Below are 18,463 nucleotides of genomic sequence, written 5' to 3' on the forward strand. Positions count from 1 at the left end.
CGCCCTTCATCCCCCCTCCACCGCTCAAAAATGAACGGCGAAGCTCATGGTCCAAAGGGGTCAAAATTGAACGCCTATCCCCTCGCTCAGGGGGTCAATATTGCGTGCCGATTCACAGGGGGGCGGCACCGCCCCCTGCCCAGGCCCGCGTCAGTTGGTGATCCGCAGCGTCGGCATTCCGGCCGGCCGTTGCGCCAGCTCCCGGGCGATCGCCTCCTTCGTGACCGCGGTCTTCTCCGTATAGAACTGTTCAAGCCGCGGCTGCCGGATGACATCGGGCAGTACCGCATCGCTCAGTTTCGTGCCCTGGGCGTTGACCAAACGCAGATGCGGCCAGACGACGGTCCTGAAGCCGGCGTCGGGGGCGATCTGTCATTCCCCGGTGTCAGCATGCGCAGCCCTGCAGCGGCCATCAAGACTCCGAGGATCGTCGTTCCGCCACCATACGCCTCAGGGCCAACCTGCGGGCTTGACCCGCGGCAGGCCGTAACGATCGGACCGCCCACCCCGAACATAGCGTGCAGGTCTTGAACCGCCCGGGTCGATGGCGATCCTCGCGGCCGATGCGGGGTCACCGGTTTCAAGGACTGCGCGGAAACCTTCAGGAGGCAGCGAGATGCAGTTCCGATCCCACCCATTGGTCCGTCTGACGCGGAGTTTTGCAGCATGAGCCGTGTCCTTATCGCCCTGGCGGCGGCCTGCACGCTCGTCGCAACCGCCCTCCCGGCATCGGCCCAGCAGGCCGGCATGGTGACGCGCCCGAGTGCCCACGCGCTGCGCGCCACGCTCGACCGCTTCGGCGCCGCCGTGCGGGAGGCCGGCTGGATCGTGTTCAACGAGGTCGACCATTCCGCTGCCGCCCAGGCGGCGGGCCTGACACTGCGCGCACGCACTGTCGTCCTCTTCGGCAATCCCCGCGCCGGCACGCCGGGCATGGCGGCCAATCCGACCCTCGCGCTCGACCTTCCGATGCGTGTGCTGATCTGGGAGGACGAGAGCGGCCGCATCCAGGTCACCCGCAGCACCGGCGAGGACATTGCCGAGCGGGTCTTCGCGCGCCACGGCGTGGTGGTGCCGCCCGAGGCCCGCCGCAACACCGAGACGTTGCTCGACGGGCTTGTCCGCAAGGCGGCGGAATAGGCCGCAGGACCTCGCGTCCCGAACCAGGCGGCGCCGGCTACGCCCTGTGCGGCTCAGCCGGTGCCTGACCGTCGCCGCGCCGACGCTGCTGGCCAGAAGCGGGTGACCGGCTGCAGCGCCACGCCGCGGCTGGCTCTCTCAGCCGGGGGGAGGACGTCCTCCGAGGGCCAGAGACCGGTCTCCAGGGCGGCGGCATAGCCCTCGGGGAGCCGCGCCGCGCGCATCGCAGCGGCGGCGCCAGCCTGGTCATAGGTCAGCGGGTGGATCTCGACGCCGAGGCCGTCGGGCTCAGGCGTGAGGATGGAAAACCAGACGCGCGGGGTGCCGTCATGGGCGGGCATGCCGATGGCTCCGGCATTGAGCCAGAGACCGGCCCCGACATCGCGGACGAAAGGGATGCCGCAATGGCCGGCGACGACACCGTGGCAACCGGTGGCCGCGATCTCGTCCGCCAGAACCGTGTCGTCCGTTGAGGCGAAGAGGAAGCGGCTGATATCCGCGGCGCCGCCATGGATCACCGCGAGGCGGCGCCCGTCCGGCAGGTCGATGGTGATGCGCTGCGGGCAGGCTGCCATGAAGGCCCGGTGAGCGGGCGAAATCTGCCTGTCCGCATAGGCATACCACGCGCTCGACAAGCGGTCGCATTCCGTGCCCTCGTCGAAGCCGCACCCGCAATCGGCACTGCCGGCCGCAAGGTTCTGCTCGCAATTGCCCATTAGCACATGCATGCCGCTGGCCATCGCCAGGTCGCAACAGGCGGAGGGATCGGCGCCATAGGCGACGATATCGCCGGTGCAGATGATCCTCTCCGCCGCAATGCCGCGGCGGTCGGCTTCGGCGAGCAGGGCCTGCATCGCCTGGAGGTTGGAATAGGGCCCGCCGAAGACAAGGAGCGGGGCGTTCGCAGAAAGGGTGAGGCTGTCAGGGGAGATCATCAGGCTTCCGTTCTACCGCAAAAGCCCATGGGAAAGGGTCATCGCGGGTCCATGTCGCCGATTCTGTGAGATCCGGGTGAAGATCCCGCTCGGCTGGCACTGTTTCGTCCGGTGCCTGGGAAACGTTACACGCGCACCGGCGGGTCCGCGACCTGTGGGTCTGCTCCGCATCCGCTTGACTTCGCCCTCTCCCTCTTTGTAAGTAACCAGTGAGTGAATTACGGCTCCGTCAGAGAGCCGACGGGAGAGACGCTTATGGTTCGGGTGACGACAGGATCGGGGGCGCGATGAACGCGCCGCGCGTCCGCTTGCACGATGTCGAGGCCTTCGAGCGCTGGACGCCCTTCGTCCGGCCGTTCCGCTTCGGTGCGGTCACCGTGGAGGGCGCCTTCCAGGCTTTCCTGCGTGTGGTCGTGGAGGTCGAGGGCCATGGCCGGGCGACCGGCATGGCGGCCGAGCTCATGCCGCCGAAATGGTTCGACAAGCGGTCTGAACGGACGCCGGACGACACGGTCCGTGACCTCAAGGCGAGCCTCGCCCATGCGGTGCACGAGGCTGGCGGTCTGCGCCGCGCCGACACGGCCTTTGGCCATCATGTCGCGTTGCAGGAACGCCAGCTCGCCTGGGCGCGCGCGGCGGATGTCACCCCGCTTTCGGCCTCCTTCGGGGTGTCGCAGGTCGACAAGGCCGTGCTCGACGGCCTGTCCAGGGCGCTCGGCCGCAGCTTCGTCCCGGTGCTGGCCGCGAATGGGGTCGGGCTCGACGCCCGCCTGACGCCGGACCTCGGCCAGGCCGCCATCGACGCGCGGCTGGCGGCCGTTGCGCCCGGCCGCAGCATCGCCTTGCGCCACACGGTCGGTCTGATGGACCGGATCGAGGGGCCTGACAGTCTCGCCGGCGAACTCGATGCCGCCGCCCTGCGCTTCTTCAAGCTCAAGCTCGGCGGCGAGCCCGAGGCGGATTGCAGGCGGCTCGTCGAGATCGCGGCACTGCTTGACCGGCGCTGCGCGGACTATCGCGTCACCGTCGACGCCAACGAGCAATATACGCCCGAGGCGCTTGCCGACCTCTTCGCCCGCACGCAAGCGGAGCCACGCCTCGCCGCCCTAATGCCGCGGCTCCTCTTCGTCGAGCAGCCCTTCGACCGGCGCGTCACCTTCGAACAGCCGCTGGATGCGACGGTCGCCGCCCGCGGCGTCATCATCGACGAGGCGGACGACAGCTACGACGCCTTCCCGCGGTCCAGGGCGCTCGGCTATCGCGGCGTGTCGTCCAAGTGCTGCAAGGGCTTCTACAAGGCGCTGCTCAATGCTGCCCGCGTCGCGGTCTGGAATGCCGAGGCGGGCCAGCCGCTCTACCTCGTCTCGGCGGAGGACCTGACCTGCCAGCCGGGGCTTGCCGTGCAGCAGGACACGGCTTTCGTCGCGGCTCTCGGCCTCACCCATGTCGAACGCAATGGCCACCATTACGTCGACGGTTTCGGCCCGGCGCCCGAGGCGGAGGCGGATGGCTTCGTCGCGGCCCATCCCGGCCTCTACGACCGGACTGACCGGGTGCGTCTCGCCGTTGCCAGCGGCACCCTCGACCTCTCCAGCCTCGACCGTCCGGGCTTCGCCACAGGCGCCGCGCCGGATCTTTCGTCTCTCCTGCCTCTTTCGATGCTCTCCCCAGAAGGACAACCCGCATGACCAGGACCCTCGGTGTCGTGATGCACGGCGTGACCGGCCGCATGGGCACCAACCAGCATCTTGTGCGCTCCGTCGCCGCCATTCGCGCCCAGGGCGGCGTGCTGATGTCGGACGGCAGCCGCGTCCAGCTCGACCCGATCCTCATCGGGCGGAACGCCGACAAGGTGGCGCAACTCGCCAAGGCCAACGGCGTCGAGCGCTGGTCGACCGATCTCGATGCGGCGATCGCCGATCCGCAGAACCAGATCTTCTTCGACGCGGCGACGACGCAGATGCGTCCGACCCTGCTGGAACAGGCGATCCATGCCGGCAAGCACATCTATTGCGAGAAGCCGATCTCGACCAACCTTCCCGAGGCGCTGCGCATCGTGAAGCTCGCCCGTGACAAGGGCGTCAAGAACGGCACGGTGCAGGACAAGCTCTTCCTCCCCGGTCTGATGAAGCTGAAGTCGCTGCGCGACAGCGGCTTCTTCGGCAAGATGCTCTCGGTGCGCGGCGAGTTCGGCTACTGGGTCTTCGAGGGCGACTGGCAGGCGGCCCAGCGACCCTCGTGGAACTACCGCAACGAGGACGGCGGCGGCATGATCCTCGACATGGTCTGCCACTGGCGCTACGTGCTCGACAACCTCTTCGGTGCGGTGAAGTCGGTCTCCTGCCTCGGAGCCACCCATATTCCCGAGCGCTGGGACGAGGGCGGCAAGCCCTACAAGGCGACCGCCGACGACGCAGCCTATGCCACCTTCGAACTTGAGGGCGGCGTCATCGCCCACATGAACATGAGCTGGGTGACCCGCGTCTATCGCGACGATCTCGTCACCTTCAATGTTGACGGTACGCTCGGCTCGGCGGTGGCCGGTCTCCACGACTGCATGATCCAGCCGCGCAACGCCACGCCGCGCCCGGTGTGGAATCCCGACCAGAAGCAGACCATCGACTTCCGCTCCACCTGGCAGAAGATGCCGGACAATCAGGTTTACGACAACGGCTTCAAGACCCAGTGGGAGATGTTCATCCGCCACGTGGTCGAGGACGCACCCTATTCCTACACGCTGATGGAAGGCGCCAAGGGCGTGCAGCTGGTGGAATGCGCGCTGCAGAGCTGGAAGGAGCGCCGTTGGATCGACGTTCCGAAACTGACCGTGTGATTGGGGGAGGCGACCATGCTCGACAAGCCGAAGACCGCCGCCAGCCTGCGGCTGCCCACCGCCGGCGGGGGCATCGAGAGCTACCGGCTCTCGGTGCCGAAGAATTTCCCCGCGAAGATCACCCGGCCACTCAACCGCGTGGCGCTGGCGGCGACCCACATGGTCGCCGACCCGCTCGCCGATAACGATCCCTGGCTCACCAACGCCATCGACTGGGACCGCACCATGGCCTATCGCGACTATCTCTGGGGCCTCGGCCTCGGCGTCGCTGAAGCCATGGACACCGCGCAGCGCGGCATGGGCCTCGACTGGACCGGCGCACTCGACCTCATCGGCCGTTCGGTGCGGCAGGCCAGGGCGACGCCTGGGGCGGTGGTGTTTTCAGGCGCCGGCACCGACCATCTCGATCCCGCCGCGGCACGCTCGGTCGACGACGTCATCGGCGCCTACGAGACCCAGTTCGAGGCCATCGAGGCGCTCGGCGGGCGGATCATCTTCATGGCCTCGCGGGCTCTCGCCCGTGTGGCGAAGAGCCCCGATGATTACGGCCGCGTCTATGACCGGATCCTGTCGCAATCGGCCCAGCCGGTGATCATCCACTGGCTCGGCGACATGTTCGACCCGGCGCTGGCCGGCTACTGGGGTACGGCTGATATCGACGCCGCCATGGATACCGCCGTCGACGTCATCAACCGCAATGCGACCAAGGTGGACGGAGTCAAGATCTCGCTGCTCGACAAGGACAAGGAGATCGCCATGCGCCGCCGGCTGAACCCGGCGGTGAAGATGTATACCGGCGACGACTTCAACTATGCGGAACTGATCGCCGGCGACGACATGGGCTTTTCCCACGCCCTGCTCGGCATCTTCGACGCTATCGCTCCTGCGGCCGCCGGGGCGTTATCTGCGCTTGCCGATGGCGATCTCGCCAGTTTCCACGACATTTTCGCACCGACGGTGCCGCTGTCACGTCACATCTTCAAGGCGCCAACGCGCTTCTACAAGACCGGCGTCGTCTTCGTCGCCTATCTCAACGGCCACCAGGACCATTTCACCATGGTGGGCGGCCAGGAGAGCACCCGCTCGACCCAGCACCTTGCCGAGCTGTTCCGTCTCGCCGACCAGGCCGGCATCCTGCGGGACCCCGACCTGGCCGCGGCGCGTATGGCGGCGGTGATGGCAACGCGCGGCGTGGCGTGAGCCGGGACAAAAGGCTCTGACCTCCTCGTCATGCCCGGGCTGGTCCCGGGCATCCACGAATTCCTGTGATGCCGTGTTCAAGTCGTGGATGCCCGGGACGAGCCCGGGCATGACGCGACGAGGGCGACGGCCCCACCCCGGGGCGTTCCATGCGCGATTTCTCCACCGATCACTCCCTGCTCTCCATCAACACCGCGACGGTGAGGAAGCAGGGCGACCTCCTCGCCATCATGGCGGCCTGCGCCCGCCATGGCATCCAGGCGATCGCGCCCTGGCGTGACCAGGTGACGACGGTGGGCCTCGATGCCGCGGTCAAGGCGGTCAGGGCCCACGGCCTGAAGCTCTCCGGTTATTGCCGCGGCGGCATGTTCCCCGCCGATGCGGCACGGCGGCAGGAGGCGCGCGACGACAACCGCCGGGCCGTCGATGAGGCCGCGGCTCTGGGGGCCGCCTGTCTGGTTCTGGTGGTCGGCGGCCTGCCGCAATTCTCGCGGCCAGGCTCGGCGGTCTCGCATGATCTCGGCGCGGCGCGGGCCCAGGTCGAGGACGGCATCGCCGAACTCCTCGAATATGCCAGGGCATCGGCCATGCCGCTCGCCATCGAGCCGCTGCATCCGATGTATGCCGCCGACCGGGCCTGCGTGAACACGCTCGAACAGGCCCTCGACATCTGCGACCGGCTGGACCCCGGCCGGACCGGTGCACTGGGCGTGGCGGCCGACGTCTATCACATCTGGTGGGATCCGAACCTCTTCCGGGACATCCGGAGGGCCGGGCGGGAGCGGCTCCTCGCCTATCACGTCTGCGACTGGCTGGTGCCGACCCGTGATCTCCTTACCGACCGCGGCATGATGGGCGACGGGGTGATCGAGCTGAAAAAGATCCGCAGGGCGGTAGAGGCCGAAGGCTTCTCCGGCTTCTCCGAGGTCGAGATCTTCTCCGAGCTCGACTGGTGGCGGCGGCCGATGGACGAGGTGCTGGCGACCTGCATCGCCCGGCACAAGGCTGTGGTGTGAGGCCCCTCAGGCCTTCACGCCCCTGAGGACGAACTCGACCACGTGGGCCCGCCGCTCGGCGATCGACCCCGCCGCCTCCATGTCGGCGTCGAAAATCACCGACAGGGTGTAGATGTTGGAGAAGAAGAAATAGCAGATGCCGATGATGGTGATCCAAAGCTGGCGGGCATCGAGGCCGTCCCGGATCGAACCATCGGCTGTGCCACGGGCGATGATGCGGCCGATGGCATCGATCACCGGCGAGTTCATCGTGTTCACCTGTGCGGATTTCTTCAGCACCTTGGCGCGCTGGCGGTTCTCGGTGGCCAGCAGGTTGATGAAGGTGCGGTCGCGGACGAAGCTGTCGAAGGTGAATTCCGTGAACCGGGTCAGGGCCTCGAGCGGCGCGATCTGCTCAAGCTCCAGCTTCTGCTCCGCCGACCGCGCCCGGTCATAGGCGGCTTCGAGGACCGAGAGATAGAGCTGCTCCTTCGACGAAAAGTAGTGATAGATCATGCGCTTGTTGATGCGCGCACGGTCGGCGATGTCGTCGGTCTTGGCGCCCTCATAGCCCTTGTTGGCAAATTCGCGGGTGGCGACGTTGAGGATGCGCGCGCGCGTGCCGGCGCTGTCACGCTTGCGCACCGGCTTGGCCGCCATCATCTCGTCAGTCACGCTCTTGCCATCGGGCATCCGCTGGTCCTTGCCCGATTCGACGGGATCCCGACACTGGCACGCCGCGCCGACCCCGTCATGGCGCGGCGTCCAGCCCCTCCCAGACACCGCGCACATAGCCCGCGGCCCGCGCGGCGCAGGCGGGCCCGTTCGGTTCGTAGATGAAGGGCTCGATGGCGATGTCGCCGTCATAACCGCTGTCGCGCAGCGCCTTCAGGGCGCCGGCGAAGCGATCCTTGCCTTCGCCCGGACCGCGACGGTTGGCATCGTTGAGCTGCACATGGCCGATCAGCCCGGTCGGCACCCAGCGGCGGATGAGATCGGCGACCGGCTCGGCCTCGTGGGCGGAGGTCGCCGAGGTGTCGATCATGGTGCGCAGGGCGGGATGGCCGATCGCCGCGACCATGCGGGCCGCTTCGGCGACGGTCTGGATGAAGATATTGTCAGGCGGGGCGAGCGGTTCGATGCAATAGGTCAGTCCGCGCGCTGAGGCCGCCGGTGCGATCTCGGCCAGGAGATCGCGCGCCCGTGCCCAGGCATCGTCCTGGGACTGGCCTTCCGCCGGGCGGCGCTGGACAGGTGAGCCATGGACCATCACGCGGGCGCCGAGCCCTGCCGCGAGGTCAAGGAGGCCGAGGATGACGTCGCGGGTCCGGCCGCGCACGGCCGCGTCGGGGCTGGTGATCGACAGCCCCTCCGGCGTCACCAGCAGCCAGTGCAGTCCTGTCACCGCGAGGCCATGGTCCTGGACAATGCGGCGTGTCGCCGCGATGTCGGGGGCCGCCAGCTGATGGGGAGCCTCCGACAGGGTGAAGGGCGCGATCTCCAGCCCGTCATAGCCGACAGCCTTCGCGAAGGCGCATTGGCGGACGAGATCAAAGGGGCGGAGCACTTCGTTGCACAGAGAAAGGCGCATGGAGGGATCGAACTCCGGCGGCAAGGGCTCCCCCGGATCAGGGGTTTGCGTCCTTTGAGGCTGGCCTCTGCACCGTGTGGACCCGGCATGCCTTCGCTTCCCGGGTTCGCGCGGTGTGATGGATGCGTCCCAAGCGATGCCCGCCGGCCAATGCAAGGCCGGCAAGGTCCGACTGCGACCGATCCTCCGCCCCTTACTGGATGCGGATATTCGCCGCGCGGATGACGTCGCCCCACTTCTGGACATCGCCAGCATGGACGGCCCGCAGGGCTTCGGGCGTCCGCTGCGCCTCCGCCGGAGCCTCGGCGCCGAGCTGCAGGAAGCGTTCCCGGGCCGTGGGATCATCGATCGCCCTGCGCAGGGCGGCGTTGAGCGCGGCGATGACCGGCGCCGGGGTGCCCTTGGGTGCGAAAACGGCGTTCCAGACCACCATGTCGACACCGGCCATGCCAGCCTCGGCGGCCGTCGGGACATTCGGCAGGACCGGCGAGCGCGTGGGGGCGAGGACGGCCAGCGGTGTGATCGTGCCGCCCTGGACCTGGCTCATCAGGCTCGTCACCTGGTCGCAGATGTAGCCGACATTGCCGGCGACGAGGTCCTGGATGGCCGGGCCGGTGCCGCGATAGGGCACGAGAGTCGGGGTGACGCCGAGGCGCTGGTTGAGCAGGGTGCAGGCGAGATGCGAGGTCGAGCCGACCCCGGCATTGCCGTTGTTCACCGTGGCGGCATTGGCCTTCAGATGGGCGGAGAACTCGGCGAGTGTCGTTGCCGGCAGCTTCTTGGCCGAGACGAGCATGATCGGCGCGGACGCAGCGATGCCCACCGGCTCGAAATCAGTCAGCGGGTTGAAGGCGAGGTTGGGGTAGAGCGCTGGCGAGAAACTCATGGTGCTCATCGGCCCCATGAGGATGGTGTGGCCGTCAGGTTCGGCCCTGGCCACGCGGGCGGCGCCGGTCGTGCCGGCGGCGCCGGCGACATTTTCCACAACGACCTGCTGGCCGAGCGTCTGCGACATGCGCTCCGCGACCAGCCGGGCCACGATGTCCGTCGGGCCGCCGGGCGCGAAGGGCACCACCATGGTGACGGGGCGCGAAGGATAGGTCTGGGCGACCGCCGGGGCCGCCGCGACGCTTGCGAGAAGGGCGGCGAGCGCCAGCCTTTTGGTGATCACGGTCTTCCTCCCAATGCCGGATGCGTCAAGCGCATCTCTTGCCGAGGACGATAGCCACCGGTTCGGCCAGCGTCAATCAAGTATGTAACCAGTGGGTGACTAAGAGTAGCGCGTAGAGCGTTCGAGCCGGCGCGCAGGGACGGAGACGAGCACCAGGGCGGGCCTCGTCTCCCGGCCTGCGGCGAAGGCGGCGGTCCATGCCGCTACTGGCATAGGCGGCTCCCCGCACCGGCGGCGGACAGGGCCGCGCGCGCGTGGTATCGCGTGTCGCCGGCCTGCGTCACCCTGATGTCACCAAAGGCTTCGACACAGATCGGCCGAACCGGAGCAGGATCCCGATGGACTATTTCAAGCGCTTCAACTTCCTCTTCGCGACTCCCGCCTTCGACGAGGAGGATCTGGAGGGCCAGCGTTTCCACCAGATCGTCGACCAGATCGAGAAATCCGGCTTCGAGGTGGTCAAGGCGCCGAAGCTTGAGGATGCGGAGATTGCCGTCCAGACCGATGCGGCCATCGGCTGCATGGTGGTCGACTGGGGCAAGAAGGGCCTCGAGGGCCGTACCTCGGCGCTGATCAACCTCATGCGCCGGCGCGGCCTCGACTTCCCCATCATCCTGCTGATCCGCCGCAAGCGCTTCGAGGACCTGCCGGTTGAGGTCCTCGACTTCATCGACGGCTATGTCTTCCTCTCGGAGGAAACGCCGGCCTTCATCGCCAAGAACCTGATCAGCCGACTGAAGCAATATGCCGAGACACTGAAGACGCCTTTCTTCGGCCAGCTCGTCGACTATGCCGAGGAGGGCAACCAGCTCTGGACCTGCCCGGGCCACAATGGCGGTGTCTTCTACAGCCGCAGCCCGATCGGCCGGGTGTTCATGGAGCACCTGGGCGAGGCCGTGTTCCGCGACGACCTCGACAATTCCGTCCTCGATCTCGGCGACCTCCTGACCCACGAGGGCCCCGCCCTGCATGCCCAGAAGGAGGCGGCCAAGATCTTCGGTGCGGAGAAGACCTATTTCGTGCTGAACGGCACCTCCTCTTCCAACAAGATCGCCCTCGGGGCGCTGGTGACCGACGGCGACCTCGTCCTTTTCGATCGCAACAACCATAAGGCTGCCCACCATGGCGCCCTGATGATGGCAGGCGGCATCCCCGTCTACGTCCCGACGGCCCGCAATGCCTGGGGCCTGATCGGCCCGATGTGCCACGGCGCTTTCGACGAGAGCGTGTTGCGCGAACGCATCCGCTCCCACCCCCTGGTCAAGGATCCGGAGGCCTGGAAGAGGCAGCGGCCGTTCCGCGTCGCCGTCATCGAGCAATGCACCTATGACGGGACGATCCACAATGCCGAGATCATCCTCGACCGCATCGGCCACCTCTGCGACTACATCCTGTTCGACGAGGCCTGGGCGGGCTTCATGAAGTTCCACCCGCTCTATGTCGGCCGCTTCGCCATGGGCCTCGGCGAACTCGGGCCGGAGGCGCCGGGCATCATCGCCACGCAGTCGACGCACAAGCAGCTCGCGAGCTTTTCACAGGCCTCGCAGATCCACATGAAGGATCGCCACATCAAGGGCCAGAAGCGGCGCGTCGAGCATCGTCGCTTCAACGAGAGCTTCATGCAGCATGCCTCGACCTCGCCCTTCTATCCGCTGTTCGCCTCGCTCGACGTCGGTGCTCAGATGATGAAGGGCCGGTCCGGCGTGGTCCTCTGGGACGACACCATCCGGCTCGGCATCGAACTGCGCAAGAAGATCCGCGCCGTCAGGCGCGAGTTCGAGGAAAAGGAACAGCGGCCGGAGCGGCGCTGGTTCTTCGAGCCCTTCGTCCCGGACCGCGTGACGATTCCGGACGCGGCCCGCCCGGGCGCCTTCCACGATGTTGCCTGGGAATCGGTCAGCACCGACCAGCTCGTCGCTGATCCGTCATTCTGGGAACTGGCGCCGGGGGCCGGCTGGCACGGCTTTCCCGACATGGCGCCCGGCTTCGCCATCACCGATCCCAACAAGCTGACCCTTCTGACGCCCGGCTTCGATCGCGCCACCGGCGCCTATGCCGATCACGGGATTCCCGCGCCGATCGTCGCCCAGTATCTGCGCGAGAACCGCATCGTCCCGGAGAAGAACGATCTCAACTCGCTGCTCTTCCTGCTGACTCCGGGCGTCGAGGCCAGCAAGGCGGGCACCCTCGTCAGCGGGCTCGTCGCCTTCAAGAGGCTCCATGACGACAACGTCACCATCGAGGAGGCCATCCCCGAATTCTTCCGCCGCCGGCCGCAGCGCTACGCGGGCGTGCGCCTGCGCGAACTGTGCGCCGACATGCACCGCTTCTTCCGCCAGGCTGATGTCAGCGCCCTGCAGGCGCGGCAGTTCTCGATCGAACATCTGCCGGAGATGGCGATGTCGCCGCATGACGCCGCACGGTGCCTGGTGCGTAACGATGTCGACTACCTGCCGATCGACCAGATCGCCGGACGCATCGCGACGACGCCCTTCGTGGTTTATCCTCCCGGTATCGCAACCGTGGTGCCGGGCGAGCGCCTGACCGAGAAGGCGCAGCCGATGATCGACTATCTCAAGATGTTCGAGGCCAGTTTCAACACTTTTCCGGGGTTCGAGGTCGAGATCCAGGGCGTCTATCGCGAGATCGACGAGGCCGGGCGCATCCGCCTCCATACCTATGTCGTGACGGAATAGGCGGGACACCATGACCGAGCTCCTCCCGATCACCGTACGCCCCTCACGCGATTCCGACGTCGAGGACATGCTGGCGATCTACCGGCATCACATTCGCCGTGGCGTCGAGGAAGGCGTCGACGATGCGGAAACGCCGGAGCCCGATGACCTGCGCGAGCGGCGGAAGAATTTCCGGGCCCGGCGCTATCCGCATCTGGCGGCAACCGTCGAGGGCCGCGTCGTCGGCTATGCCTATGTGGTGCTGTTCCGCAAGCGGCCGGCCTATCGCTACACTGTCAAGCACTCGATCTATGTGCACCAGGACCATCTGGGGCGGGGTATAGGTCGTGCGCTGCTGAAGGAGTTGATCGATGCCTGCGCCGCTGCCGGTTTCCGGCAGATGATCGGTTATGTCGATGCCGACAATGCCGCCTCGCTCGGCTTGCACGAGTCGTTCGGATTCGTCCGTGTCGCCCATCTCCCCGGCGTCGCCTACCGTTACGGGCGTTGGGCCGACAGTGTCATGGTGCAACGCTCGCTCGGCCCGGGTACAACCACGCCGCCGCCGCCCCTGCCGCTGTCCCGCTAGGAAGGCTCACCTCGCCGGGAGGCGGCGGGCATTCCTCCTGCAGGAGGAGGTCGCGCCCCACGTTCCCGCTGCCACGGACAGGGCCGCTGTCGGCGCATTCCGCGCTATTCGGCAGCAATGCTCTTGAGGATCCCGGGAAAGGCGGTAGGCTCCGTGCTCAGGAACTGGCCGGCATTCTGGATGACGTTTTCCGTTGTTTCGCGAATGTGGCGCTCGATCAGGTTCTTGGCGGCCGGCGCGTCGCGCGCGATGACCGTCTCCATCAAGGTGCGGTGCTCGACATCCTTCGGTCGCCATTTTGTCCGGAACTGGCATGACATGCGGCGATAGCGATGGGCCCGCTGGAACAGCTTGTCACGAAAGTCGAGCAGCGTCGGCGACCGGCAGGCACTGACCAGCGAGCGGTGAAAATCGCCATGGAGCACCGCCCACTCGTCCGACATGAAATAGAGGTCGTTCAGCCGCGCCTTGAGGCGGTCCATGCGATGGAAGGCAGCGATGATCTGCGCCTCCCATTCATCGTCGCCGTGAAGGATCGAGCGGCCGATACATTCCTGGTCGACGAGCACCCGGACGTCGGTGAGATCCTGGAGATCGGACAGATAGAGGGGCGCGACCATGAAGCCGCGCTGCCCCTCGCTGATCACCAGGCCCTCGGCGACGAGGCGCTGCAGGGCCTCCCTCAAGGTCGAGAAGCTGACGGCGTACAGTTCCTTCAGCGTTTCGAAACGCATGCGCGTCCCCGGCTTCAGGGCGCAACTGATGATGTCGAGGCGCATGCGGTGGAGAACGTCTCCCGCCCGCGTCTCGTCGGTTCCCTTGATGTCTGTCTTCGCGGCCATCGAACGGCTCCGTGGGCCAAGCGGCGGTCCGCACGGCATCGCGGAGGCGATGCGGCATGCGGCGACCACTCCTTGTATCGCAGCTTCGCGGGCACAGCGCAAATCCCTTGGAATATCGAAAATGAGCGGACGAGCAGACTTGCGCTAAACCCGATCATCCGGCCGAAGCGATCGCTTTGATGCCGCGAGCCCAGGGACACCACTGATTTTCGAAAATGTGAGCATCAGTCGAAAACGGATTGATCGTGGCCGCGGACTGCGCTACCAAAATCGCCAGCAGACCTAGCGGGAGGGCGCACGAATGACGCACCTGGTGCACGCCATCGGCCACATGAAGATCAATACCAACGTGGTCGACGCCGTCGTCCGCGAGGCGACCGAGATCCTCGGTCTGAAGGTCACCCACAAGGGTGACGGCCAGACCTGGCTGAGTTCAAACGGTCGTGCAGTCGAACTCGTGCTGGTCCATGCCGCCGAAAACTCCGCCCATACCATCGGGCTCGAGGCGCTGACCGTCGATGCGGTCCGCGCCGCCGAAGCCAATGTCGCTGCCGCCGGCTGCACCGTCGTCAGCCGCGAGCCGAGCCTGTCCTGCATGGCGGCCGGTTTCACCTTCGTCACGCCCGAGGGGCTCCGCTTCGAGATCCACACCCCGATCCGCGATGATCTGGCGGCGCGCCGTCATCCGACCTATGGCGTCAGCGCCAACCGGATGGACCACATCAACCTGCTGACCCCCGATCCCGCCGCGACGCGCCGGCAGCTTGAGATTATCGGCGGGCTGCGGCTGTCCGAGCGGCTCGTCAACGACAGCCTCAGCTGGATGTATGGCGGCAACCGCCAGCACCACATCCTCGGCCTCGTGAAGGGCAGGGGGGCGGGCGTGCACCACATCTCGTTCGAGTTCCTCGACGCCAGCCAGTTCATCCGCCTCGGCGACACGCTGGACCGCTTCGACAAGCAGATGCTGTGGGGCCCAGGCCGCCATCGTCCCGGCGACAATGTCTATTCCTATTACATCGATCCCGCCGGTGCGATGATCGAGTGTTCCAGCGGCATGTCGCTGATCGCCGACGACGCCAATTTCACGGCGAATGTCATCACCAATCTGGAGCGCCCGGGGAACGTTCGCGCGATGAACGTGTGGGGCACGCCGGCGCCCCTCGAATGGCGCGAGTTCCATTTTCCCTTCGCGCAACTCGGCTGACGGCGACCGCCCGCCGCCGCCATCAGCGCCAAAACCAAGCATTGCCCGAGGATCGCCCCATGGAAGAAAAGCTCTCGTTCCAGTCGGATGGCTTGAAGCTCTCCGCCGTCCTGCATGTTCCGGCAGGACGCAAGCCCGGCCAGAAGCTGCCGGCCTTCATCGTCCTGCACGGCTTCGTCGGCTCCAAGGACGAGTCGCATGCCGAGATCCAGGCGCGCATGCTTGAGGAGATGGGCTATGTGGCTCTGCGCTTCGACTTCCGCTGCTGCGGCGAGAGTGAAGGCGAGCGGGCCCAGGTGCGCTGCTTTGATCAGGTGGCCGATGCGAAGAACGCCCTGACCTTCCTGCAGTCCCGCGAGGAGGTCGATCCCGACCGCATCGGCGTCCTCGGACACAGCTTCGGCGCGGCTGTCGCCGTCTATGCCGCTGGCATCGACAGCCGCTTCGCCTGCGTGATCTCGTCCTGCGGCTGGGGCGACGGCGAGCGCAAGTTCCGCGGCCAGCATCCGACGCCCGAAGCCTGGGCCAAGTTCACCGGCCTTCTCGAAAAGGGCCGCCGCCACAAGCAGGAGACCGGCGAGAGCATGTGGATCTCGCGCTTCGACGCGGTGCCCATCCCTGAACATCTGCGCAAGAACCTCTCGCCCAAGGCGATCATGGAGATTCCGGTCGAGACGGCCTGGAGCATGTACAATTTCCGCGCCGACGATGTGGTCGGCGACATCTCCCCCCGCCCGATCCTGTTCTTCCACACCGCCAACGATATCATTACGCCGACCGAACAGTCGCTGCGCATGTACGAGAAGGCGGGACAGCCGGCAGAGCTCCTTATCGTCACGGGGACCTCGCATTTCCCCCTGTCGCCCCAGGATGCGCCGCGCACCAAGGCTATTCTGAAGGGCTGGCTCGACAAGTTTATCCCGAGCCCCCTGGGAGCCTGAGAATGGCGAAGCCCGCGGCCAGGCGCATCGCGGCATCGACGCTGGAGCGCTATGCCTGCGCGCTCCTCGAGGCCGGCGGTTTTGCACCCGACCATGCCGCCCAGACCGCGGAAATGCTGGTCTGGGCCAATCTGCGCGGCGTCGAGTCCCACGGCGTTCTGCGGATCCCCCGCTATGTCGAGATGGTGGAACTGGGACTGATCAATCCCGCGGCATCCATCCGCCAGGTCGCCGGACGCGGGGCGGTCAGCGTTCTCGATGCCGACCGGGCTCCGGGAGCCGTGGCGATGAACGCCGCTGGGGACAAGGCCATCGCCCAGGCCCGCGATCACGGTGTCGGCTGGTGCGTCGTGAAGCGCATCACCCATGCTGGCGCCATCGGCATCTACGCCGAGAAGATCGCCGCGGCAGGTTACGCGGCCATGGTCATGACGGCATCGAAGCCGTTGATGATCTATCACGGGTCCCGCTCCGAAGGCGTTTCCACCAACCCCCTGGCCATTGCTGTGCCGACGGCCGATCCGGCGCACCCGATGATCTTCGACATGTCGACGGCGGCCGTCGCTGCCGGCAAGATCACAGCCGCGAAGGATGCCGGCCGCGCCATCCCGCTCGGCTGGGCGGTCGACGCAGAGGGCCGCGAGACGACCGATCCGGCGCAGGTCAAGGCTGTCTTGCCGATGGCCGGACCGAAAGGCACGGGCCTGTCCCTGATGATCGAGATTCTGGCCAGCGTGCTGGTGGGCAACCCGCTCATCGCGCTCGCCCTGCGCGACGGGACCGAGCCCGGCGGCAACGGGATCGTCGTCGCACTCGACCCCTCCGCTTTCGGCGCGGCCGACCAGTTTCCCGCCGGCGTGAGCGATCTGGCCGCCGCCATCAAGGCGCTGGAGCCCACGGCTGGTGGCACAGTTCTCCTGCCCGGAGAGCGCGGTGACGGCGAACGGCTCCGCCGGCTCGCCGACGGTGTGCCCGTTGCCGACGGGACGCGCTCACGTCTCTCGGCACTCGCCGAGAAGCTCGGCGTCCCAGTGCCTGCCCCATTGGCCTGAAAGGCCACGACCTGTTTCGCGGCGGCTCCAAGGCCGCCCCGAGGCGCGCAAAGACAAAAACTGATCTGGAGGACACAATGCGCAGATATCTCGCCGCCCTGCTGATGGGCCTGGTGGCTCTGGCGACCCCCGCCATGGCCAATGACTTTCCCAACCGTCCGATCCGCATCCTTCATGGCTTCGCCGCCGGCGGCAATGCCGACATCGTTGCCCGCATCATGGCCGAGGAGATGCGCAAGACCCTGGGCCAGACCCTCGTCGTCGAGCCGCGTCCCGGTGCCGGCGGCAACATCGCCTCCCAGGCGGTGGCCCGGTCGGACGCCGACGGCTACACGATCGTACTCCTGACAACCGCCCACGCAATTTCCCCGGCGCTGATCAGAACGCTGAATTTCGATCCGGTGGGCGATTTCCAGTTCCTCTCGATGGTCACCGACTTCCCCTTCTTCATCGTCGTCAACGAGGCCTCCCGCTTCAAGACGATCCAGGATCTCGTTGCGGAAGCCAAGGCGAAGCCAGGTGTCCTGACCGCGGGCACGGCCGGCGTCGGAACGGGTCACCATATGGGCCTTGAGCTGATGTCGAGTTCGCTCGGCGTGAAGTTCGTCCATGTGCCCTATCGGGGCGATTCCGGCTCGATCACCGGCGTTCTTGGCAACAGCGTCGACTTCATCATCGCTCCCGGTGCAGCCGTCCTCTCGTCGATCGAGGGTGGCAAGCTGCGGGCTCTCGCCGTCACCGGGCCGCAGCGCTGGCCGGCCACGCCGACCGTCCCGACCCTGTCCGAAAGCGTCTCGCCGGGCCTTGAGATGATGGCCTGGATCGGCTTCGCCGCGCCGAACAATGTTCCGCGCCCGATCGTTGACCGGCTCAACACGGCGATCCGTCAGGCTGTCGAATCGCCGGAGGTTCGCGCGCGACTCGCCAGTCTCGGCGGCTACCCCAGCGCCAGCACGCCCGAGGAGATGACGCGGAAGGTCGCGGCCCAGATCGCCCTCTGGAAGGACGTTGCCGCCAAGGCGGGCATGCAGGCCCAGTAGGCTCTCCGGATCGACCGGGGCTCGCGGCGACAGGCGAGCCCCGATCTCCTTTGGTCATCTCGTCGCCGCTCTGCAGACGCGAGGGCGGGCTAGGCTTTGGTCGGTCCGGACGCTTGCTGGTCGCCGCGCCCAACGGTCAGTTGCCACTGGTCAAATCCGCGCGATCGGCTTGCCGAACCACGGTCCTGCCCTCCTTATGGTCGAAGGAGACTGATCGCGGAGGGGTGAGGGCGGCGGCTGAGCCGGGCGAAC

At 66.9% G+C, this 18,463-nt stretch carries 17 protein-coding genes; 11 read left to right on the plus strand and 6 right to left on the minus strand.

Annotated elements, in window-relative coordinates:
- Positions 1–150 precede the first annotated feature (150 nt).
- Complete coding sequence (locus Q0C57_RS01280; protein WP_296570944.1) at positions 151–321, minus strand: hypothetical protein; 171 nt, start codon at positions 319–321, stop codon at positions 151–153.
- A gap of 345 nt (positions 322–666) precedes the next feature.
- Here Q0C57_RS01280 and Q0C57_RS01285 point away from each other — a divergent pair, with 345 nt between their 5' ends.
- Complete coding sequence (locus Q0C57_RS01285) at positions 667–1,140, plus strand: DUF302 domain-containing protein (RefSeq protein ID WP_296570946.1); 474 nt, start codon at positions 667–669, stop codon at positions 1,138–1,140.
- A 53-nt stretch (positions 1,141–1,193) separates the two neighbouring features.
- Here the strand turns inward: Q0C57_RS01285 and Q0C57_RS01290 are convergent, their stop codons facing one another.
- Entirely contained in the window at positions 1,194–2,075 is an 882-nt protein-coding gene (locus tag Q0C57_RS01290; protein ID WP_296570948.1) for a metallophosphoesterase family protein, read from the minus strand.
- Positions 2,076–2,362: 287 nt separating this feature from the next.
- Between Q0C57_RS01290 and Q0C57_RS01295 the strand changes: the two genes are divergently transcribed.
- The 4 genes from Q0C57_RS01295 to Q0C57_RS01310 all read left to right on the plus strand — a co-directional run bounded on the left by Q0C57_RS01295 (position 2,363) and on the right by Q0C57_RS01310 (position 7,124).
- Positions 2,363–3,763, plus strand: coding sequence for an enolase (locus tag Q0C57_RS01295; protein ID WP_296570949.1), 1,401 nt, complete (start codon positions 2,363–2,365; stop codon positions 3,761–3,763).
- Positions 3,760–4,908 carry a Gfo/Idh/MocA family oxidoreductase gene (locus Q0C57_RS01300; protein WP_296570951.1) on the plus strand — a complete coding sequence of 383 codons (1,149 nt, stop codon included), beginning with the start codon at positions 3,760–3,762 and terminating at the stop codon, positions 4,906–4,908. Before Q0C57_RS01295 ends, Q0C57_RS01300 begins: the two co-directional genes overlap by 4 nt.
- A 15-nt stretch (positions 4,909–4,923) precedes the next feature.
- Positions 4,924–6,108, plus strand: a complete 1,185-nt coding sequence (locus Q0C57_RS01305; protein WP_296570954.1) for a dihydrodipicolinate synthase family protein — start codon at positions 4,924–4,926, stop codon at positions 6,106–6,108.
- Positions 6,109–6,257: 149 nt separating this feature from the next.
- Entirely contained in the window at positions 6,258–7,124 is an 867-nt protein-coding gene (locus Q0C57_RS01310; RefSeq protein ID WP_296570958.1) for a sugar phosphate isomerase/epimerase, read from the plus strand.
- Positions 7,125–7,130: 6 nt separating this feature from the next.
- On the opposite strand, the gene Q0C57_RS01315 is transcribed toward Q0C57_RS01310, so the two are convergent.
- From Q0C57_RS01315 to Q0C57_RS01325, 3 genes are all read right to left on the minus strand, one after another.
- On the minus strand, positions 7,131–7,796 hold the full coding sequence (locus Q0C57_RS01315) for a TetR/AcrR family transcriptional regulator (protein ID WP_296570961.1): 666 nt from the start codon (positions 7,794–7,796) through the stop codon (positions 7,131–7,133).
- A gap of 58 nt (positions 7,797–7,854) precedes the next feature.
- On the minus strand, positions 7,855–8,694 hold the full coding sequence (locus Q0C57_RS01320; protein WP_296570964.1) for a sugar phosphate isomerase/epimerase: 840 nt from the start codon (positions 8,692–8,694) through the stop codon (positions 7,855–7,857).
- Between the two features lie 193 nt (positions 8,695–8,887).
- Entirely contained in the window at positions 8,888–9,865 is a 978-nt protein-coding gene (locus Q0C57_RS01325) for a tripartite tricarboxylate transporter substrate-binding protein (protein WP_296570967.1), read from the minus strand.
- 338 nt (positions 9,866–10,203) lie between these two features.
- Here Q0C57_RS01325 and Q0C57_RS01330 point away from each other — a divergent pair, with 338 nt between their 5' ends.
- Together Q0C57_RS01330 and Q0C57_RS01335 are read left to right on the plus strand one after the other, a co-directional pair.
- A complete protein-coding gene (locus Q0C57_RS01330) occupies positions 10,204–12,561 on the plus strand; it encodes an Orn/Lys/Arg decarboxylase N-terminal domain-containing protein (protein ID WP_296570971.1) in 2,358 nt (785 codons plus the stop codon).
- Positions 12,562–12,571: 10 nt separating this feature from the next.
- Entirely contained in the window at positions 12,572–13,129 is a 558-nt protein-coding gene (locus Q0C57_RS01335) for a GNAT family N-acetyltransferase (RefSeq protein ID WP_296570974.1), read from the plus strand.
- 104 nt (positions 13,130–13,233) lie between these two features.
- Here the strand turns inward: Q0C57_RS01335 and Q0C57_RS01340 are convergent, their stop codons facing one another.
- Positions 13,234–13,971 (minus strand): FCD domain-containing protein, encoded by a 738-nt coding sequence (locus Q0C57_RS01340; protein WP_296570977.1) that lies wholly within the window; start codon positions 13,969–13,971, stop codon positions 13,234–13,236.
- Positions 13,972–14,272: 301 nt separating this feature from the next.
- On the opposite strand from Q0C57_RS01340, the gene Q0C57_RS01345 reads away from it, so the two are divergent.
- The 4 genes from Q0C57_RS01345 (at position 14,273) to Q0C57_RS01360 (ending at position 18,211) form a co-directional block, all read left to right on the plus strand.
- Positions 14,273–15,178: a VOC family protein gene (locus Q0C57_RS01345; RefSeq protein WP_296570980.1), complete on the plus strand. Its 906-nt coding sequence runs from the start codon at positions 14,273–14,275 to the stop codon at positions 15,176–15,178.
- Between the two features lie 59 nt (positions 15,179–15,237).
- The gene (locus Q0C57_RS01350; protein WP_296570982.1) at positions 15,238–16,119 is read left to right on the plus strand and encodes an alpha/beta fold hydrolase; all 882 of its coding nucleotides are present in this window, start codon (positions 15,238–15,240) and stop codon (positions 16,117–16,119) included.
- A 2-nt stretch (positions 16,120–16,121) separates the two neighbouring features.
- Positions 16,122–17,171 (plus strand): Ldh family oxidoreductase, encoded by a 1,050-nt coding sequence (locus Q0C57_RS01355; RefSeq protein ID WP_296570985.1) that lies wholly within the window; start codon positions 16,122–16,124, stop codon positions 17,169–17,171.
- 77 nt (positions 17,172–17,248) lie between these two features.
- Positions 17,249–18,211: a tripartite tricarboxylate transporter substrate binding protein gene (locus Q0C57_RS01360; RefSeq protein WP_296570988.1), complete on the plus strand. Its 963-nt coding sequence runs from the start codon at positions 17,249–17,251 to the stop codon at positions 18,209–18,211.
- Positions 18,212–18,463 lie beyond the last annotated feature (252 nt).

Origin of the sequence: Phreatobacter sp. (assembly GCF_022843985.1) — a bacterium.
Taxonomy (GTDB): Bacteria; Pseudomonadota; Alphaproteobacteria; order Rhizobiales; family Phreatobacteraceae; genus Phreatobacter.